We start from the raw sequence: 20,827 nt of genomic DNA, 5'->3' as shown, positions 1-20,827 counted from the left end.
CAGAAGTGCGGCCCCGTAAAAGGTGATGCCACCCTTTGGCGACCGGCCGACGGCCCGCAGATTGTCATCCGCGGGCCGAAAGACGCTCTAATCCATGCTGTTTGGGGAGCGAACCAGCGCGTGGTACCACTGCCCCACCATGTCCGGATTCAGCATGTCGTCGTGCATCGCCGGTATCCGCGAGGACCGCACAACGCTGCGGCAATGCCTCTGCCAGAGTTCGCGGGTCGCGTTTTCTGTCTCGAAGTGCAGATAGCCCAGCACCAGATCGATCGGCACCGAGACCTCACCATGTGTCGGTGCCTGATTCATCAGCCGTAGGCAGCGTGCGTACGAAGCCATGAACGCACGGGCGTCGTCGAGGCTGTAGTCCGCCATAGGTCCACCGGATCCTGCACTGCGGCGGGCGATCTGGTCCCGGGCCTCATCTCGGGGCAGCCCGGCCACCGCATCGACGTCCGCAGCAGGCAGTGCGGCATAGTGCGCAAAGATCCGAATCACCTCGCGCTCGAGCTCATCGGCATCCGGGGTGATGGTCACCGCGTCAGCGGTGATCGGCGGAGTGTCGAGGATGGTCAGGCCGCTGACGGTGGCACCGGCAGCCTCCAACTCGCGGGCGATCCCGAAGGCGATATGTCCACCGTACGAAAAGCCCAGCAGCTCATAGGGACCCTCGGGCTGGTGCTCGCGGATCACCTCGGTGTAGGTCGTCACCAGCTCGTCGAGGGTCTCGAAGTCCTGGGACGATCCGCCATGGGCCGGATCCTGCAGCGCGATCAGGCCATGGCCGTCCGGTAGATGCGGCACCACACTCGAATACACGGTTCCCGCCCCGGATATGGCGTGCACACAAAAGACATGGCGACCCTGTGCCGACGGTGCGAGTTCCACCGCGATCGGATGGCCTTGCCCACTCTGGTCTCCCGCGTCGATCGCTGCGGCGATCCCGGTGACGGTCCGCCGGTCGAAGATGGTCCGCAGGGCCAGCGGTAGTCCGGTCCTGCTGCGCAGGGCATTGGCAAACCTTGTCGCCGACAATGATTGACCACCGAGACCGAAGAAGTCGTCGTTCGATGAAATCGCCACATCCGGACCGATCTCCAAGACCTCTCGCAGCACCTCGGCGACAAAGATCTCGGTGGCCGTCTGCGGGTCCCGATGATCGATCGCCGCGAACGGCACCGGTTCCGGCAGTCCACTGGCGTCGAACTTGCCGTTGACGGTGACCGGCAGTTCGTCGAGTTCGGCAAACGCGACGGGCACCATGTAGTCGGGAAGGCGCTCCGCCAGGAAGTCTCGCAACCGGGCGATGAGCCCGTCATCGGTTGCCGGATCGGATCCGGCAACGGCTCGCGTGACATAGGCCGCCAGGTACGGCTCGGCGAGGGAACCACGGTGGCGCACAACAACTGCCGCGGTTCGCACGTCCTGATGCGATTCCAGCACAAACCTGATCTCTTCGGTCTCGACACGGAAGCCGCGAATCTTGACCTGATCATCGATCCGGCCCAGATACTGGATCGAACCGTGCTCGGTCCAGCGGACGAGATCGCCGGTGCGGTACAGCCGTTCGCCGATGCCGCCGAAGGGGTCGGCAACAAAGCGGGTTGCGGTCAGGTCCGGCCGGCCGTGGTAGCCAAGCGCTACCTGAGGACCACCGAGATACAGCTCTGCGACCACACCCACGGCCACCGGCCGTAGCGAGTTGTCGAGCACTCGCGCCGTCGAGTTGAAGGCCGGGCTCCCGATCGACAGGCCGGCCCCCGAACCCTGGCCGCCTGCGACGACCTGCGCGGTCACCAGTTCGCCGGTGATACCGACCGTGGTCTCGGTGGGTCCGTACAGGTTGTACAGATCTGCATCGAACCGGGCCAGCGCCGCGGCCGCGGTTGCCGCAGACAGTGCCTCACCACCACAGAACACCCGCCGCACCGATGCCGTGGCCTCTTTCGGGAAGTCGTACTGCAGAAGAGCATTGAGCATCGACGGAACGAACTCGACCGTTGTCAGCTGTGCCCTCTCGATCTCGTCGAGAAGGTACTGCGGATCCCGATGTCCACCCGGCTCGGCCATCACCACCGTGCCGCCGATCATCAACGGAACGAAGAACTCCCACACCGAGGCGTCGAACGAGAACGGGGTCTTCTGCAGAATCCGGTCGCTCGCGTCGATTCCGGTGGCCCGTTGTTTCCAGACCAGGAAGTTGACCAGGCCCCGATGGTCGATGACCACACCCTTCGGGCGTCCGGTCGAACCCGAGGTGTAGATCGTGTAGGCGGCGTCGCCGAGCAGGATTGCCCGGCCCCGCTCGCCATCGGTGATCGGCTCCGTCGACAGTGTCGCCAGTTCGGCGCGCAGTGCGGCGTCGTCGAGTGACACCACATCGGCCGCGTCGCCGAGCGCCGAGCGCGTCGTCGAATCGACGATTGTCAGTGCCACCGCACTGTTTTCGCGGATGTATTCGATGCGATCGAGTGGATAATCCGAATCGATCGGCACATAGGCAGCACCGGTGCGCATGATCGCGGTCAGGACGGCAGGCAATTCCAGACTGCGTGGCAACGCCACCGCAACCCGATCCCCCGGGCGCACACCGCGGCGCAGGAGCAGGCGGGCCAACCCGTTCGCGTGCATGTCGAACTGCGCGTAGTTCAACGTCCGGTCACCGAACACCACTGCCTCGGCAGCCGGATGCCGGTGGGCCGCGTCGATCAGCAAGTCGTTGATCGTGCCCGGTGGCAGCTCCACCTGATCGCCGGTCGACCATGCCGCCACGTTGGCCGATTCCGCGGCCGACAGGACGTCGATCTCGCGCAGCGGAACATCCGTGCGCTCGGCAACCGTGCGCAGCACGGCGATCAGTCGCTCGGCCAACGCCTCGACCGTGGACCGCTCGAACAGGTCGCTGCTGTACTGCAACGCGCAGCCGACAACGCCGGTTGCCTGGTCTTCGGTGAAATCGAAAGACAGCTCGAACTTTGCCGTGCCGTTGCCGGAGAGCTGTTCCGGTGCACCGATGCCCGCCGACGACGTATCCGGCAGCGACCCGGTCAGGTAGACGATCATCACCTGGAACAGCGGGTGGATCGCCGGGGAACGGTTCGGCGCCACTGTCTCGACAACCTGCTCGAACGGCACGTCGCGGTGGTCGAAGGCGGCAAGATCGGTCTCCCGCACCCTTCCGAGCAACTCGATGAATGTCGGATGGCCGGACAGATCCGTGCGCAGGACAACCGTGTTCAGGAAGTATCCGACCATGTCGTCGAGCCGCGCGTCGCTGCGCCCGGAGATCGGTGATCCGATCGCGATGTCGGTGCCGGCACCCATCCGGTGCAGCATCGCTGCGACCGCAGCCTGCATGACCATGAACATGCTGGCACCGGTCTGCGCTGCGAGCTCCCGCAGCGGCCGGGTGATCGGAGTATCGATCCGGCGGAAGACGGTGCCACCGCGATTGCTCATCCGATCCGGTCGGGGATGGTCGTAGGGCAACGCCAGCTCTTCTGGAAGCCCGGCCAACCGGGTCCGCCAATAGTCCAGAGCGAGTGCACCCCTCGAACTTTCGTCGTTCGGGTCGCCGAGCAGATCACGTTGCCAAAGCACGTAGTCGGCGTACTGCAACGGGAGCGGGGACCAGTCCGGCGCAGCACCGGCCGATCGCGCCCGATAGGCCTCGGTCAGGTCCCGCTGCAATGGCGCCGCCGACCACTCGTCCGTCGCGATGTGGTGCAGCAACAGCAGCACCAGGTCTGCTCCGGCACCGGTCTTGAGAACGGTTGCCCGCAACGGCACCTCACGATCGAGCTCAAAGCCGTATGACACCGCCGCCATGACCGTCGCGACCACATCGGCCTCGCCGACCGCAATCGATTCGACAGGCACCGTGGCCGTCCCGGCCGGTTTGATGACCTGGACCGGCTCTCCATCGACCTCGGGGTAGAACGTGCGCAGAACCTCGTGCCGGGCAACAACATCGGCGAGCGCCTGCGCCAGAACCTGTTCATCGATCGGATCGGGGTGAGACCAGAACACCGGCACGTTGTACGTGGGGTCGGCACCACTGACGGCATACAACGTCCACATCTGGGCCTGCCCGGACGACAGCGGCAGCAGATCGGGGCGCGTGCGCGCGACCAATTGCGGACGCGTCTGCGTGGTCCGGCCGTTCTTCAGATGATCGGCCAACTGGGCAATCGTGGGATTCTCGAAGAGGTCCCGCATCCCCACCGAGACGCCAAGCCTCTCGCCGAGCGCGTTGGAGACCCGGATCGCGAGCAGCGAGTGTCCGCCGAGTGCGAAGAAGTCATCTTCTGCGCCGACCGGCCCCTGTGCCGGGTCCCGGCCCAGCACGTCGCCGAAGACCTCACCGAGCACCGTCTCGAGCTCACCTTCGGGAGCTCGTGAGGTGCGCGCGGCACTCGCCGGGACCGGCAGTGAGCGCCTGTCGAGTTTGCCGCTCGGCCCCAGTGGAAGAACGTCGAGTTCGATCAGTTGCGTGGGCACCATGTAGCTCGGCAGCCGGGATGCGATGGCACTGCGTATCGTTTCGACGCCGCGATGTTCCGTCGACGACGGGTCGAGTACGTAGTAGCCCACGAGGTCATCCGCGTGCACGGCGACCGCGGCGGCCGACAATCCTCCGGTTTCGAGTATCGCCGCCTCGATCTCACCGAGTTCGATACGCAGGCCACGGAGTTTGACCTGCTGGTCGCAGCGGCCACGATAGTCGAGCCCGATCCGGCCCTCACCGTCGCGGCGCACGCATACGAGGTCACCTGTCCGGTACAGACGCTCACCGACCACAAACGGGTGTGCGACAAACCGTTCCGCCGTGCGTCGCGGGTCCGCGTGATAGCCGCGGGCCAGTTGTACACCACCGATGTACAGCTCCCCGATCACGCCTTCGGGAACCTGTTGGAGGAATGCGTCGAGGACGAAAAGGTCGGTGCCCCAGACCGGTCCACCCAGCGACAGTGAGGCACTGACCCCATCTGGATCCTCGAAGGTTCCGTCGCCCACACCGATTGCTGCGCTCACGTCCACCGCTGCCTCGGTGGGTCCGTAGAGATTGTCCAGGCGTACCCCCGGCAGTCGTTGACGAAGCGTCTGCGCGACGTCTGCCCGCAACGCTTCCCCACTGGCGATGATCGCCTCGAGTCCACGGTGGGCCAGATGCGGAACCTCCGTCAACGCCGGGGATGACAGGAAGACCTCCAGCATCGACGGGACGAAGTGCGCATACCGGATCCGTTGCTGGTCGATCAACCCGGCCAGATATGCCGGATCGCGATGTCCTTCCGGTTCGGCGATCACCAGGGTGGCACCATATGCCAACGGCCAGAACAACTCCCACACCGAGACATCGAAGCTGATCGGCGTCTTGTGTAGAACTCGGTCACCGGCCCCGACCCCGTAGACACTCTGCATCCACACCAGCCGGTTGACGATCGCCCGGTGCGAGACCACCACACCCTTCGGTCGCCCGGTCGACCCCGACGTGAACAACACGTAGGCGGGGTGTTCCGGCAACAACGCCCCGGTGCGCTCGGCGTCGGTCAGCGGATCACCCGACAGTTCGGAGAGCGCCTCGGCCACAAGCGAATCGTCCAGCACGATGGCCGGGATACCGGCAGGCAGATTACCTGCCCAATCGGTGACGGTGAGCGCCACCACCGGATTCGCGACATCGACCATGTATTGCAGCCGGTCCGCCGGATAATCCACATCGAGCGGCAAGTAGGCGGCGCCGGCCATGACGACGGCGTGGATGGCCCGCAGCAGCTCTTCCGAGCGTGGAACTGCCACGGCAACAACCGACTCCGGCCCCACTCCCGCGGCGATGAGATAGCGCGCCAACCGCGCGACGGCACCGCGGAACTCGCCGTGCGACACCGAACCGCCACCCGGGGTCAGCAGGGCGGGCTGCGGCTGCGCCGGACGGGCGACCAGCAGGTCCGCCAACGTCGGCGATGCCGGAACCCGAGGGCCCCGGAGTGCGGCCAGGGCCTCGTTGTCCGCGGCATCTATCACCGTGAGGTCGCCGATCCGCACGCCTGGACACGCTGCCACCTGGCGCAGGATGCCCACCAGGCGACGTGCGAATCCTTCGACGGTGGAGCGGTCGAACTGCTCGGTGGAGTACTCCACACCAATGGTCATCGAGGTGTCTGTGTCGACAAAGGTGAACGCGAGGTCGAACTTCGCATGCTGTGCCTGCAGGTTCTCGAATTCGGTTGGCATACCCAGGAAATCAGGGTTGGCACCACCGATCTGCAGGTAGCTGACCATCACCTGGAAGAGCGGGTTGCGACCGGCCACCCGCGACGGGCTCAGAGCTTCGACGATCTGCTGGAAGGGCAGGTCCTGATTCTCGAAGGCGGCCAGATCGACCTCACGCGTGCGCTCCAGCAGGTCGGTGAACGCCGGGTTGCCCGAGACGTCCATCCGCAGCACCTGCGTGGAGACGAAGAACCCCACCAGATCGGCCAGGGCCGGATCGCCTCGACCGGAGATCGGCGAACCGAGAGCCAGGTCGGTCCCTGCGCCGAGGCGACTGAGCAGCGCGGCCACCGCAGCCTGGGTGACCATGAACATGCTGGCGTTGACCTCGCGTCCCACGGCCAGCAGTGCGTCCCGGACCTCGGGTCCGACGTCTGCGGTGACCATGTCACCCGCCCCGGTCGGGACCGTCGGCCGACGCCGATCGCGCGGCAGTTCGATCTCGTCGGGCAGACCGGCCAGGGTCTGCTTCCAATAATCGAGCTGGCGCGCCGCGCGAGACCCGGGATCCGACACCGATCCCAGCCGCTCGAGCTGCCAGCGGGTGTAGTCGGCGTATTGCACGGGCAGGTCGGCGAATCCGGGTGCCGTACCGGACAATCGGGCCAGGTAGGCAATGGTCAGATCGGTCAGCAGCGGGCGGTCCGACCACTCGTCGGTGACCATGTGATGCAGGGCCAACGCGATGACCGAGTGTTCACCGGCTTCGCCCACCCGGATCAGGCAGGTCCGCAGAACCGGTCCGCGTTCCAGGTCGAAGCGTCGGGTCAGATGTTCTGCGACAGTGGCGCGGATCGCGGTGTCGTCGGCGCCGCGGCGCTCGAGTACATCGAATGCCAATGCATCGTCCGCCATACCGACGTGCTGGGTCGGCTGTCCGTCCACGACACGAACCACCGTGCGCAGCGCCTCGTGCCGGTCCAGCACGTCGAGAAGTGCTGCACGCAGCGCATTCTCGTCGACAACTCCACCGACACGCGCCACATGCGCGTAGTGGTACGACAGATCGTCGCCATCGAGTGAGTGCAGGAGCCACAGACGTTCCTGGGCCGCAGACAGCGGAACCAGTTCGGGCCGTGGCGTGTTCGCGACGGCGATCAACGATGACGTCTCCGGATCGGCCCGGAGATCTCCACCCTGCAAACGCGCAGCCAGGGCAACCGGTGTCCGCGCCTCGAACAGATCACGGATCGCGAGCTTGCGGCCGTCGACCTCAACTCTGCCGACCAACTGCATCGCCGACATCGAGTGCCCACCGAGTGAGAAGAAGTCGTCGTCGATACCGACCTCGTCGACCTCGAGGATCGAGGCAAATGCCTCACACAAAGCACGTTCGGTGTCAGTTCGCGGCGCACGTCGCACGCCACCGACCGCCAGTTCCGGCTTGGGCAGCGCGGCGATGTCCAGCTTGCCGTTGACGGTCATCGGCAGGCTCTCCACCGCCGAGAACAACGCCGGGACCATGTAATCGGGCAACAATCCACCCAGATACGCACGCAGCGCAGCCAGATCACCATCGAAGCCCGTCGCGGGCACCACGTACGCGGCGAGGCGTTTGGTACCGGGAAGTGATGGATCCGGAGCGGCTATCACGGCGGCCCGCACGATGTCGTGATGGGCGTCGAGGACGGCCTCGATCTCGCCGACCTCAACCCGGTAGCCACGGATCTTCACCTGATCATCGGTGCGTCCCAGGAACTCCAGGTTCCCGTCGGCCCGCCATCGCATCAGGTCGCCCGTGCGGTACATCCGCTGCCCGGCGGCCGCGAACGGGTCGGCCACAAATCGCTCGGCGGTCAGTGCGGCCCGGTTCAGGTAACCCCGCGCCAAACCGGCGCCGGTCACATACAGTTCGCCGACCACGCCCTCGGGTACGGGTCGGAGCCACGAATCGAGTAGGTGGGCCTGCGTGCGACTGATCGGATGTCCGACAGTGGGTTTGTCACACTCGTCGGTGCCTGCGCCAAGCGTGTTGATCGTGTACTCGGTGGGTCCGTACAGGTTGTAGCCCAGCACATCCGGCGTTTCGCGTAGTTGTTGCCAGATGTTATCCGGGACCGCTTCGCCGCCGAGCAGGACCAGCGGTGGGCGATGCCCGGGATACGGGGTTCTGACGTCCTCCGGTCCGGCGAGAAGTCCGGCTTCGAACAGATGATGAGCGTACGTCGGGGTGACATTGACGACGTCGATGAGGTGGCGACGGCAGTAGTCCACCAGCCCGGCGGCATCGCGGCGGAGTTCTTCGTCGCAGACATGGACTTCGTGGCCTTCGACAAGCCACAACAGCTCTTCCCACGACATGTCGAACGCAAACGACACGGTGTGGGCGATGCGAAGTCGGACGCTCCTGCCGGACTCGGCGACGGCCCGAACCGTCGGATCGAAGATCGCACTGCGATGGTTGAGCTGCATGTTCGTCAGCCCGAGATACGGCGTCGACACGCCCTTGGGCAGGCCCGTCGAACCCGAGGTGAAGATGACATAGGCCGGATGCCGAAGGCGGCCCGGTGTTCCGGGCGCAAACATCCCGAGTTCGGTGTCGGTCAAGGGTGATTCAGACACCTCGGCCAGGTGTCCGCGGGTCTCGGCGTCGTCGAGGACCAGCAGATTCCGCCCGCCGAGTCGCTGCGCTGTGCCCGCGACGGTGAGGACCACCATCGGATCACCCTGGTCGAGGATGACCGCGAGACGGTCGTCGGGATGATCGAGTTCCAGGGGCAGATACGCTGCACCGCAACGGAGTACTGCGAACAGCGCGACCACCGTGTCGATGCTGCGCGGTAGCGCGATCGCCACGATCGACTCGGGACCGGCACCCTGGCCCACCAGGAGTCGGGCCAACCGATTGATCCGGGCATCGAGTTCTGCGTAGGTGAGGCGCTTGTCTCCGAACACGAGCGCGTTCTCCGCCGGTATGAGTGCCGCTCGGTCGGCGAGCATCTCGGAGATCGTGATGTCGGGCAGGTCGGGGAGGTCATGGAGCGGTTCGGTTCGATCCGCAGGGAGCGCAACGGGCAGCGCGGCCGCGGCGACGGTGCCCGGAGCATCGACGAATGTCGCGAGTACCGAACGGAACTCGTCGGCGATCGTGGCGGCCAGGTGGTCGCTGATCAGGTCTGCCCGGTACTCGATCCGGAAGCGGATGTCCTCGCTCGGCGTCACCACGATGGTGACCGGGTAGTGCGTGTGATCGAGACTGCCCTCACCGAGCAGGCCGTGCCGCTGCGATTGTTCGGCCTCTTCGTCCTCGGTGCGAAAGTTCTGCAGCACGTACAGGACGTCGAACAGCGCGGAGACACCGGCGGCGCGCTGGATTCCGGCGAGTCCCAGATGGTCGTATGCCATCGAATCGACCCGGTCGGTCTGCACCCTGCGCGCAAGTTCGGTGAGTGTCTCTCCGGGCCGCAGCCCGACCCGGACCGGAATCGTGTTCAGGAACAGCCCGATGACTCCTTCGAGACCGGGGACCTCGGTGGGGCGACCAGACACGGTGGAACCGAAAATCACATCGGCTCGACCAAGGTGACGTGAGAGCACCAGCGCCAGCGCGGAATTGAGTGTGGCATTGAGCGTGACACCCGCCAGACGAGATGCCCCACGGAGGTCGATTGAAAGATTCGCTCCGAGAGTGCGTTCGATGCGCACCGGTGCCGCGCCCGCCGTACCCGCCGCACGCGGAGCGAGTAGCGATGGTTCTTCGACGCCGGAAAGAATCTGCGCCCAGGCGTCGTGCGCGACCTGCTGGTCCTGGCCACCCAGCCAGGCAAGGTAATCGCCGAACGTCGCGTGCGGAGCTTCGACGGTGCCGAAATCCGCTGCGGCATAAAGTGCCAGTAGTTGGGAGACGAAGGGGCCGCCCGACCAGCCGTCCCACAGCATGAACTGACGGTTGATCACGAGTCGGTCATGACCGGAGTCGAGATGGATGAGCGTCATTCGCCACAGCGGCGGCGCATCGAGTGTGAACGGGGTTCGCCGGTCCCGGAGCAGTTCGAGTTCGAGCATCTCGTCGCGATCGGCCGCCGGGTATCCCGACAGATCGACCTCGACCAACGCCGGTTCGAGATCGTCGAGCACGAATTGGACCGGCGCATCAAAACCGTCGACGGTGAATCCCGCGCGGATCGCGGGATTGCGTTTCATCAGCTCGGTGGCGGCGACCCGCAACCGGTCCGCGTCGAGCCGGTGATCGACGTCCAGCCAGAACTGTGCCGTGTAGATGTCGTTTCCGCTGTCCACCTGGGCCTGATAGAACAGGCCCTCCTGTAGCGGCGACAGTGGCCACACATCGGAGATGTGTTCTCCGGCCAGTGAAATCAGGGTCTCGTCCTGCTCGGGGGTCACCCGGACCAGGTAGCCCGACGTCCGCGCCGCCGCTGCGGGCAACAGAGCCGTCAGGGTCTGCGACCAGATCGTCGAAAGCTGTTCGAACTCGGGTTCACCGGCCGCCGAGCATTTCCCCTGCACGTGCGCCGACCAGCCGGCAGCACCGCGACGCAAGGCCAGTCTGATCGCCGTCTGCGCAGGCAACGGTTCGTCGGTGTCGAGTCGCTCGACCCGCAGGTCCACTGGAGGCAAGGCTGCCAGGGCGGCGCCTGCCTGCGGCTGCAGGTGACGAAGAACCTCGTAGCGTACATCCGCTGCGTCGGACCAGAACTCGCGAGCGGTCTCGATGAGCTGCGCCGACTCGGCACCCGGTCCGGTCGACAACCGGATGGGCGCCACCGAACGGAGCGGGCCGACAGTCCCGGACAGGTCCAGACCGAACGGGGTCTTGTGGTGGATGTCCTGGCCGACCTCGAAGACGACCTCGGTCCGGTCGATACCGCGGGCGGCATCCCAACGCGCGATCGTCACAGCCGCCGCGGCAGACAACACCGCGGTGAGTTCTTCTGGTGCGAGCTCATCGGGTGCGGTAACGGGTGATTCGGACACGTAGACGGTCTGCGCCGACTGATCCGGATCCCCCTGCCGGGTCACACCGGCCGCCACCCGCCCGCCCGGGGCCAGGATCCCGAGCCAGCGGGGCAATTCGGCGAGCAGCTGGGGTGAGCGCGATCGGGCCGAGAGTTCGCGGGCCACAGTTCCGATGTGTGTTGCGGGAGGATCGATTCGAATCGCCCGGCCGGCCAGCGCGTCCGAAGCGGCCTGTTCCAGCTCGGTCGCCAGTACGGTCAGCGACACCTCATCGACGAACAGTGCGGCAACCGTCAGATGCACTGCGAGTTCGTCGGATCGCCAGTGCGCAGCCAGGATCCGGCCGGCACGGACGTCGATCTCATCGCCAGAAGCGGTGGGTTCGGGATCGACCGGTTCCAGCGACCACAGTCCGGCGGCGGGTTCGGACAACCGGCTATGCAGGATCGGATGGGCACTCACCAGTGCACGCGCCGCGTCGAGAACGACCTCGGCGGTGGTTCCGGAGGGCAGGGTGACCGTCCGGGTCCGCAATGCTGTGGCGGTCTCCGGCTGGTGCCGCGCCCGGTGCAGAGACGGAAGCAGTGGCAGCGCTTGCGGTTCGCCGCCGGACACTGTCACCGGGTTCGACCCCAGCACCTGCAATCTGGCGGTCGGGTCGACAAACAGTTCGTCGAAGAACGTCTCGAGATCGCCGCTGACCTCGAGCACATCATCTTTGGCGTCGGCCACACCCCGCAATGTGATGCGGATCGGTTCGAGACCCCGCTGAATCACGGCGAGGAACTCGACGTCCCCGACCGGACCTGAGGCCAGCGGGACGAACTGCGCAGGCAAACCGCCCACAGTGGCATTCGAGGAGGCGGACAGGACGTTGATCCCGGCGCCGAACATGCGGTATGCGGGGTCCAGGCCGCGTAGTTCCCGGCCGAGATCTTCACCCCGAAACCGACTGTGCTTCAACATCTCGGCGAGGCGGTCGGCAACTCTGCGGGCGATGTCGGTGAGTGTGTCGCGACCGTCGACGGGGATTCGCAGTGGCAAGACACTGGTCACCATTGCCGGAACGGTTCGCAGTTCACTGACCCCACGCGCGGTGGTCGGCAGCGCGAAGACGATGTCGGACAGGCCGGTCCTTCGCTGGGTGAACGCGGCGAGCACGCCGATCAGCATCTGCGCCAACGACAGACCATGGTCCTTGCCCAGGTCCTGCAGGATCTTCGTGCGGTCGGTGTTCAGGATCACCGCAGCATGCTCGGTCCCCTGCGCGGGTGACAGAAAGCGGTTCAGCAGACGCGGGGCGGGCGGCAGGTCCGCCATCTGCCCGACCCAATACGCCCGGTCTGCGTCGAACTGATCCGAGTCCCGATAGTCCTGATCTGCCTTGACGTAGCCCTCGATCGACCAGCGCGGTCCCGGATCGAACTCGGCAGGTGCGGGGTAGGCACGACGCACGGCGAGGCCGAGCTGCATCAGTCCGACACCGTCGCAGACGATGTGGTGTGCGTACAGGAACCAGATGGTGGCAGTGTCCGACAACAGCAGGACGGCGGTCCCGAACAGATCGTCGGTGGCGACGTCGTGGGGCCGGTCGAGTTCGGCTCGCATCCACGCCATCGCGGCAGCACGCGGATTCGCGTCCGCGCGCAGATCGACCACGTCGGGAATGGTGTTCCCCGGCGGCGTGACGACCTGCCGTAGTTCTCCGTCAGACGCCATGGTGAATCGAACGTGCAGGGTTGGTGCTTTGGCGACCACGCTGCCGATCGCAGTGGTGAGGCGATCGATGTCGAGCGGACCCGACGTGACCTCTCCATAGAGGCCGGTGTTGTAAAGCGTGGCGTCCTGTGCGGTCTGCGCGCCGAGGAAGACATCCCGCTGAGCAGCGGTGGCAGGCAGTGTCCCCGGACCCTTCGCGGCGGTCTCGTCCACGTTGCCGTAAGACTCTTTGACGTCGGTCACCGTGCTACCTCCACCGAATTCGTGGCGGGATCCGCCAATTGCCCACCGACCGACATCCATCGCTGCGCCACGCTCACCACTTCTTCCTCGGCGAGCACACCCGGCAGGTAGGTGAACCTGCCACGCAGCACCGGGCCATCGGGCCCATCGATGCACACGATCTCGATCTCCAGCGCATACGGGACACCAAGATCGGCATCCGGCGGGGTATCGAGTGCCCGCGACTCTTCAGAGGGCAGCCAATCGCCACCCTTACCGACCGGGATGCGCCCCAGGTAGTTGAACAGCACTTGGGCACTGCCTGTTTCAGACAGAATCGCGCTGGTCTGCGGATCGAGGTAGCGAAGCATCCCATATCCGAGTCCGGATCCCGGGACCGCGGCCAGCGCGGCCGCCGTCTGCGCCACCGCATCGTCGACAGATGTGAAGGCGGGCAGCCGAACCGGTGCCATCGCGGTGAACCAGCCGAGTGTTCGCGTCAGTTCCACCGACGGACCCGAATCGGGATCCTCACGGCCATGACGCTCGACGTCGACGACAATTTCACGTTCGCTCTCACCGAGAGCCGCTCGAACCGTTCCGAGCAGGATGGCGGTCACCTCGAATCCGGATAGCGCCGGCACCGAAGTCAGCAGCGCAGCGCTGGTTTGGGTATCGAGCGCGACCTCGACCATGCGCTGCTCGCCCACCGTCCCGGTCACCGGGCCCGGAACCAGTTCACCGCCTGGCGCCAGCACATTTCGCCAATGCGCTAGCTCACGCTGCCGACCGGAGTCGAGCGCAGCAGCCGAAATCCGGTCCGCGAACTCCGTCAACGTGGTTCGCGCGGGGAGCAGGTCGATCGACCTGCCGCCCTGTACGTCCGCCCATGCCTGTTCCAGGTCTTCGAGGATGATCCGGCGGGACACACCGTCGATGGCCAGGTGGTGAATGACAAGAATCAGTCGGCCCGGGGTGCTGGGCCGGTCGAGGTAGACCGCGGCCAGCATCCGGCCGGCTTCAGGATCGAGGCGATCGCGGGCCGCCGAGGAAGCGTGGGCCACCGCGTCGCCGAGGTCGGCGTCATCGGACACCCGCACCACCTCCACGCAGTCTGCGCCCGACACCGTGCCCCGCGGCCTGATCTCGAGCGACCAGAGGATGCCGGCAATATCGGTGAGCTGCAGGCGCAGGGCGTCATGATGATCGACCATGGCCGACACGATCGAGCGAATGACCTCACCGTCGGCCGATACCGGAACCTGTACCACCATCGACTGATTGATGTGGGTACTCGATCCGCCGAGTTCACGAAGACGAGACATGATCGGCAGCAATGCAACCGGGCCAACCGCGGCATCGATGTCGGTGTGGTCCTGTGACTCGTTCGTCGCCACCGCCGCGAGGGCGGCGACGGTTCGGTGGGTGAAGATGTCCCGCGTCGCCAAGGTCAGACCGCGGCGCTGCGCCCGATTCACGAGCTGGATCGACACGATGCTGTCACCACCGAACGCAAAGAAGTCATCGTCGACCGAAACCTGGTCGAGTCCAAGCGTTTCGGCAAACACCTCACACAGGATCCGCTCGTTGTCGGTCTCCGGTTCCCGCGAGGTGATGCCGGTGGTGAACTCCGGATCCGGAAGTGCGCCGCGGTCGAGCTTGCCGTGCGGTGTCATCGGGAAGCCGGGCAGGAACACCAAGGCCGAAGGCACCATATAGTCGGGAAGCCTGGAGTGCAGTTCACTGAATATCCGGTCCCGAACGATGAGGTCCGCTGATTCCGGATCAGCCGAATCGGGATTGCTCGCAGCAACCACATAGCCCACCAAAATGGTTGCACCCGAGGGTCCCTCACGGTCGACCACGACAGCGTCGCGGACGCCCTCGACGTCGCGGATCGTCGCTCCGATCTCACCGAGTTCGATACGGAATCCGCGGATCTTGACCTGTTGGTCGGCGCGTCCCACGTAGTCGAGGGATCCCCGATCGGTCCACCGGACCACATCTCCGGAGCGGTACATCCGCTCCCCTTCCGCGCCCCAGGGGTCGGCGACGAAACGCGTACTGCTGAGCCCGGCGCGCCGCAGGTATCCGGCGGTGACCTGTGGGCCAGAGAGGTACAGCTCACCGCTCACGCCCACACCGACGGGGCGTAGCAGGTGGTCGAGTACGCGCGCCCGGAATCCGGCAAGCGGGGTCCCGATCACACTGGACGGCACCCGGGTGTCGTCCTCCGTGATCTGGAGCCAACTCGCATGAACGGTGGTCTCGGTGATGCCGTACATGTTGATCAGAGCCGGGCCTACCTGCGCGGCACCGGACGCGTGGCGGTGCCGGGCAAACCACCCGGAGAGAGCCGGGAGTTCCAGGGCTTCACCACCGAAAATGATGTACCTCAACGAACCCGTCATACCCGGCGTCTCGGTGTCGGCCGCATCGAACTGCCGGAAGGCGGTAGGGGTTTGGTTCAGGACGGTCACACCGGTGCGGTTGATCGTCTCGAGCAACGCCAGGGGCGATCGGGCCTCGTCGCGGCCGAGTACCTGGATCCGGCCCCCGTATGCAAGAGCCCCCCACAATTCCCACACGGAGAAGTCGAACGCGTAGGAGTGAAAGAGCGACCACACGTCGCTTGGACCGAACTCGAACCGATCGGCGGTGGCACCGAGCAAGGAGCAGACATTGCCGTGGGACACGACGACACCCTTGGGCCGACCGGTACTGCCCGATGTGTAGATCACATAGGCCGGATCCTGTTCTGTCAGCACCACCGGCGGCAAGGGCGCAGTCGAATCGGCCGCCTGCCAAGCCGTCTCGAGGTCCACGACGGTTGCCCGCGGCGGTAACCCGGTCGGTGGACGGATCCCACCGGCAACCACGACCACGGCCGGAGCACAGTCTTCGACAATCATCCTGATTCGATCGGCCGGATAGTCCGGATCGATCGGGACATATGCCGCACCTGCGCGCAAGGTCGCAAGTACCGCCACCACCAGATCCGTTGTCCGCGGGATCATCAGCGCCACAAAGCAGCCGCGTCCGGCTCCGGCTGCCACCAGTGTCGCCGCCAGTGTTCGTGAGCGTTGGTCGAGCTCGGAGTAGGTCAGGGTGGCGTTCGCGTCCTGCACCGCAACCGATGCCGGATGGTTGCGCGCCGTCTGAGCGAACACATCCGTCAGCGACGACGCCACCGCGGTCCCGGGCTGCGCGCCTGCCAGCACCAGCTGCGCTTCGGTGGCGGTGATCAATCGCAACGTAGACACGTGGGTGGTCAGGTCTTCGGCCATGGCCGTGAGCACGGCCCGCACCCGTCCTGCCATCGTCGCCACGGTCGATCGATCGTAGAGATCGGTTGCGTACTCGAATGTTCCGATCAATCCGTGGCCCTGCGCCGATTCGCGGAATTCACACGACAGATCGAACTTCGCGGTCCGGGAGTCGGCAAAGACCGGTTCAGCGACCGTGCCGCGGAACTTCGGGGCGACGATCGGATTCCGGTACTGCACCAGTGTCTGGAACAACGGCTGACGCGCCAGCGAGCGCTCCGGATCCAGATCGTCAACGATCCGCTCGAACGGAACATCCTGGTGCACATACGCTTCGAGGTCGGTGGCGCGAACAGCCGCGATCACCTCCGCCAGCGTCGGGTCGCCGGCGAGATCAGTACGCAACACCAGCGTGTTGACAAAGAACCCGACCAGTTCATCGAGAGCATTGTCGGTGCGACCGGCGACGGGTGTTCCGACCACGATGTCGGTGCCTGCGCCCGACGCCGACAGCGCAATGGCCGTCGCCGCGTGGACGACCATGAACATCGACGATCCGGTGACCCGCGCAACCCGGCGCAGGGCAGCGAGTTCTTCCGCGCCCATGGTGAACTCGACTGTGCTGCCGTGGTACGTGGCATGTACCGGACGCGCTCGGTCGTAGGGCAACGACAGCTCGACGGGTATCCCCGCGAGCCGGTCCCGCCAATAGTCGAGTTGCCCACCGGTGAGTTCGGTCGGCTGATCCGGGTCCCCGAGGACGCGACGTTGCCACAGCGCGTAGTCCGCGTATTGCACCGGCAGCGCCGGCAGTGATTCCCCCTGATAGGCCCGGGCCAGGTCACTCATCAACGCCGTCGCCGACCATTCGTCGGCGGCGATGTGGTGGACCAGCAGCACCAGCACACTGTGCTGCGGGCCGATGTCGATCAGCTCGCCGCGGATCGGGAGTTCCGAGGTCAGATCAAAGGTCTGTTCGCCGAGGGACTGCAACTTGCTGACCAGATCGCCGTCGCTGCAGGAACTCTCGTTCCATGCCACCTCGGTTCCGACCGGGAGGATCACCTGCATGGCGTGTCCGGTTTCGGCGTCTTCCGGGAAGATCGTTCGCAGTGCCTCATGCCGGTCCACCACCGCGGCCAGCGCCCGCCGCAGCGCGTCTCTGTCTAGGCGACCGTGCAGCCGCATTGCGAACCGCAGCGTGTAAGCCGGGCGGGATTCCTCGATTCGGTGCAGGAACCGAAGACGGTGCTGCGCAAACGACAACGGCAGCGGCGCGGGCCGGGCCTGCGCCACCAGAGGTTCGGTGGCCGTTCCGGCATCCGACTCGACGAGTTCGGCCAGTTCTGCGGGAGTGGGCCGACCGAAGATGTCGGCGACGGTGAGCGCTGAACCGAGCGCTGCCCGCATCCTGGTGATCAGGCGAGTCGCCGACAGCGAATGCCCACCGAGATCGAAGAAGTTGTCTTCGGGTCCGATCATCGAAACGCCGAGGACCTCGGCGAACAGGGTGCACAACTGTGCCTCTGTGGCGGTGCGCGGTTCGCTGCGCCCACTGCCGGTGCCGGTGACAACGGGTTCCGGCAGCCTCGCACGATCGAGCTTGCCGTTCGGGAGGACCGGAAGATCCTCGACCAGGGTCCACGCGGTGGGGATCAGGTGTCCCGGCAGTCGCTGGGACATCGCCTGGCGCAGCGTCTGCCCGGTCACGCCGACATGCTCGGGCACAACGTAACCGGCGAGCAGGTTGTCGCCGTGCACGTCGGCCCGAACCGCAACAGCACCCGCCCGGACCTCGGGTAGCGCCGCCAGGACCGCCTCGACCTCGGCCAATTCGACGCGGTGACCCCGGATGGTCGCCTGACTGTCACTGCGGCCCAACAGTTCCAACCGGCCGTTCTCGTCGAAGCGGCCGAGATCACCGGTTCGATAGAGCCTGGTGCCGTGCCCGGCTGGATCTGCCACAAAGGCCTGCGCGGTGGCGCCCGGCCGACCACGGTAACCGCGCGCCAACTGGGCACCACGTACGTACACCTCGCCGACCGCACCCGGTGCGGCCGGTTGCAAGAAGATGTCGAGCAGAGCGATCCCGGTTCCGGGCACCGCCGAACCGACCAGTACCCGGTCACCCGGAGCCACCACCGCGGTGGTCACGTCACCGGCAACCTCGGATGAACCGTACGAATTGACCAGCTGCGCACCGGGGGTGGCGCGGCTGATCCGATTCACTGCATCGGTGGTGAGCGGTTCGCCGCTCAGGATCCACCGGCGCACCGATGGCACCGGCGTGGTCTCCACCAGCGTCGTGGCCAGTCCGCCGATCGCCGTCACCTGGCTGACCACGTGGTCACCGATGAGCCGTCCCAGGGCTTGTGGATCTTTGGCCTTCTCGGAATCGGCGACGAGCACCTGCGCGCCGGATGCCAGCGCGCCGAGTAATTCTGTGGATCCGTCGATGAAGCTGAACGAGCTCTTCGCGAGCCGGACATCGGCAGTGGGCAACGACCAGTCCCGCGCCGCCCACGCGATCCGGTTGGCAAGCGCACCCGCTGTTCCCAGCACCGCCTTGGGCGTGCCGGTCGACCCGGATGTGTAGATGACGTAGGCGATCGATGTGGGGACGTGCGCAACAGCTGCGCGCCCGGTGTGATCGACGACGGCTTCGACGGTCGCCGGGTCGACAACCGGGCAGCCCGCATAGGCACCGACCCGCGGATCGTCGGTGACCACCAGCGCGGCTCCGGCGTCGGAGACCATGTAGGAGATCCGCTCGGCCGGGTACTCCAGGTCGATGGGCAGGTAGGCCGCACCCACCTCGAGTGTCGCCAGCATCGACGCCACCGCATCGATGCCCCGCGGCACCGCGATCGCAACGACACTCTCGCGGCCGATGCCACGCGAGCCGAACTCGTGTGTGAAGTCATCGACGCGGAAAAGCAGTTCCCTATAAGTGAGCGTTGCGGATTCGGTCACCAGTGCGATCGCGTCAGGGCCCGCTGCCGCGCGGGTTCGGATCTGCTCCGGCACCGACCGCGCCGGCCCGGCGGCGGTGATCGCCGACCACGTCTCGAGTTGCTCGCGCTCTGTCGGTGACGTGAAGTCGACGCTGCCAAGAGAGCGCTCCGGCGCCTCGGCAAAGAGGCTCAGCCCCATGCACATCCGATCGACCAACGACCGGACCACAGGTTCGGCGATCCGACCCGGCGAGAACTTCACGAGAATCCGGATCCCGGACGACGGTGACGGAACCACGGTGAGGGACAACGGGAACTCGGTGGCGTCCGCGATGACCGGTTCACCCATGTCGAGGCCGGCACTGCGTTGCGCCTCGTCGATGACCGCGGAGTCGATCAAGAAGTTCTCGACCACCAACATGGTGTCGAAGAGGTCCCCGACCCCCGCCGCGCGCTGCAGCGCACCCAGACCCACGTGCATCGCGGGCATCAGCGCAATCTGCTTTCGCTGCAGGATGATTGCGTTGTCGATCAGGCTGGTCGACGGCGACAACCGCACCCGGACGGGCACGGTGTCGACAAAGGTCCCGATCGCCGACTCGATACCTTCGATCTCCGGCGGGCGCCCCGAGACGGTTGCACCGAACACCACATCGGTTCGCCCGAGATGCTTCCCGAGAACGGTCGCCCACACCAGTGACAGTGCGGTGTTGAGCGTCAGACCTGCCGCACCGAGCGTTTCACGAAGCCGGGCGACCACCTCCGATGCCACCGACACCTCGAACTCGGCGGGCAGTTCCGACCGTGCCCCCGGCGATCGCGCCTCGGCGAGCAAAGTGCCACCGGAGAGGTCGGCCAACTCCGGTTTCCAGAACTGTTCCAGGCGTTGCCCACCCGACTGCTGGTCCGCCGCGAGCCAGGTCAGAAAACTCCAGTAGGCGCTCGTACCGTCGGCCGGATCGGTGAGATCGTCGCCGTAAGAACGCAATACATCTGTCAGCAGCAGATACAGCGACCACCCGTCCACGATCAGGTGGTGCACGGTCAGTACCAGGGTGCACTGCTGCGGGGCGGTGCGGACCAGGGCTGCGCGCAACAGTGGCGGTGAGGTGAGGTCGAACCGGTGTGTGCGCTCGGCGGCGACCAGCCGGTCCAGATGCGCGATCTGCTCGGCCCCGGGCCGGTCGGAGTCGTCGAACTCCTGCCACCCGAACTCGGTCGACGACCGGACCAGGCCCACGGGCTCACCGGTCTTGCGGCGGGCAAAACCGGTGCGCAGCCCGGGATGCCGATCGATCACCGCTGCAATCGCCGACCGCAGCCGCTGCGCGTCGACCACACCCTGCAAAGGCACCGACAGGACTATTGAATACGGGTCGGTCCCAACCGCATTCGTGGATTGATAGACCAACGATTCCTGCAATGGCGTCAGCGGTACCACGTTCTCGAGCGTGGACGATGTAGCGGGTC

2 protein-coding genes are annotated in these 20,827 nt (G+C 65.9%); both read right to left on the bottom strand.

What is annotated here, in order from left to right; all coding sequences use genetic code 11:
* Window positions 1–87: 87 nt before the first annotated feature.
* Complete coding sequence (locus tag AC1D75_RS22500) at window positions 88–13,158, bottom strand: amino acid adenylation domain-containing protein (protein WP_495517533.1); 13,071 nt, start codon at window positions 13,156–13,158, stop codon at window positions 88–90.
* Entirely contained in the window at window positions 13,155–20,798 is a 7,644-nt protein-coding gene (locus tag AC1D75_RS22495; protein ID WP_495517532.1) for an amino acid adenylation domain-containing protein, read from the bottom strand. Before AC1D75_RS22495 ends, AC1D75_RS22500 begins: the two co-directional genes overlap by 4 nt.
* Window positions 20,799–20,827: the final 29 nt, after the last annotated feature.

The organism is Williamsia sp. Y712 (assembly GCF_059445525.1).
The sequence above is the reverse complement of the archived record's forward strand: the minus strand, read 5'-3'. Positions and strand labels throughout refer to the sequence as shown.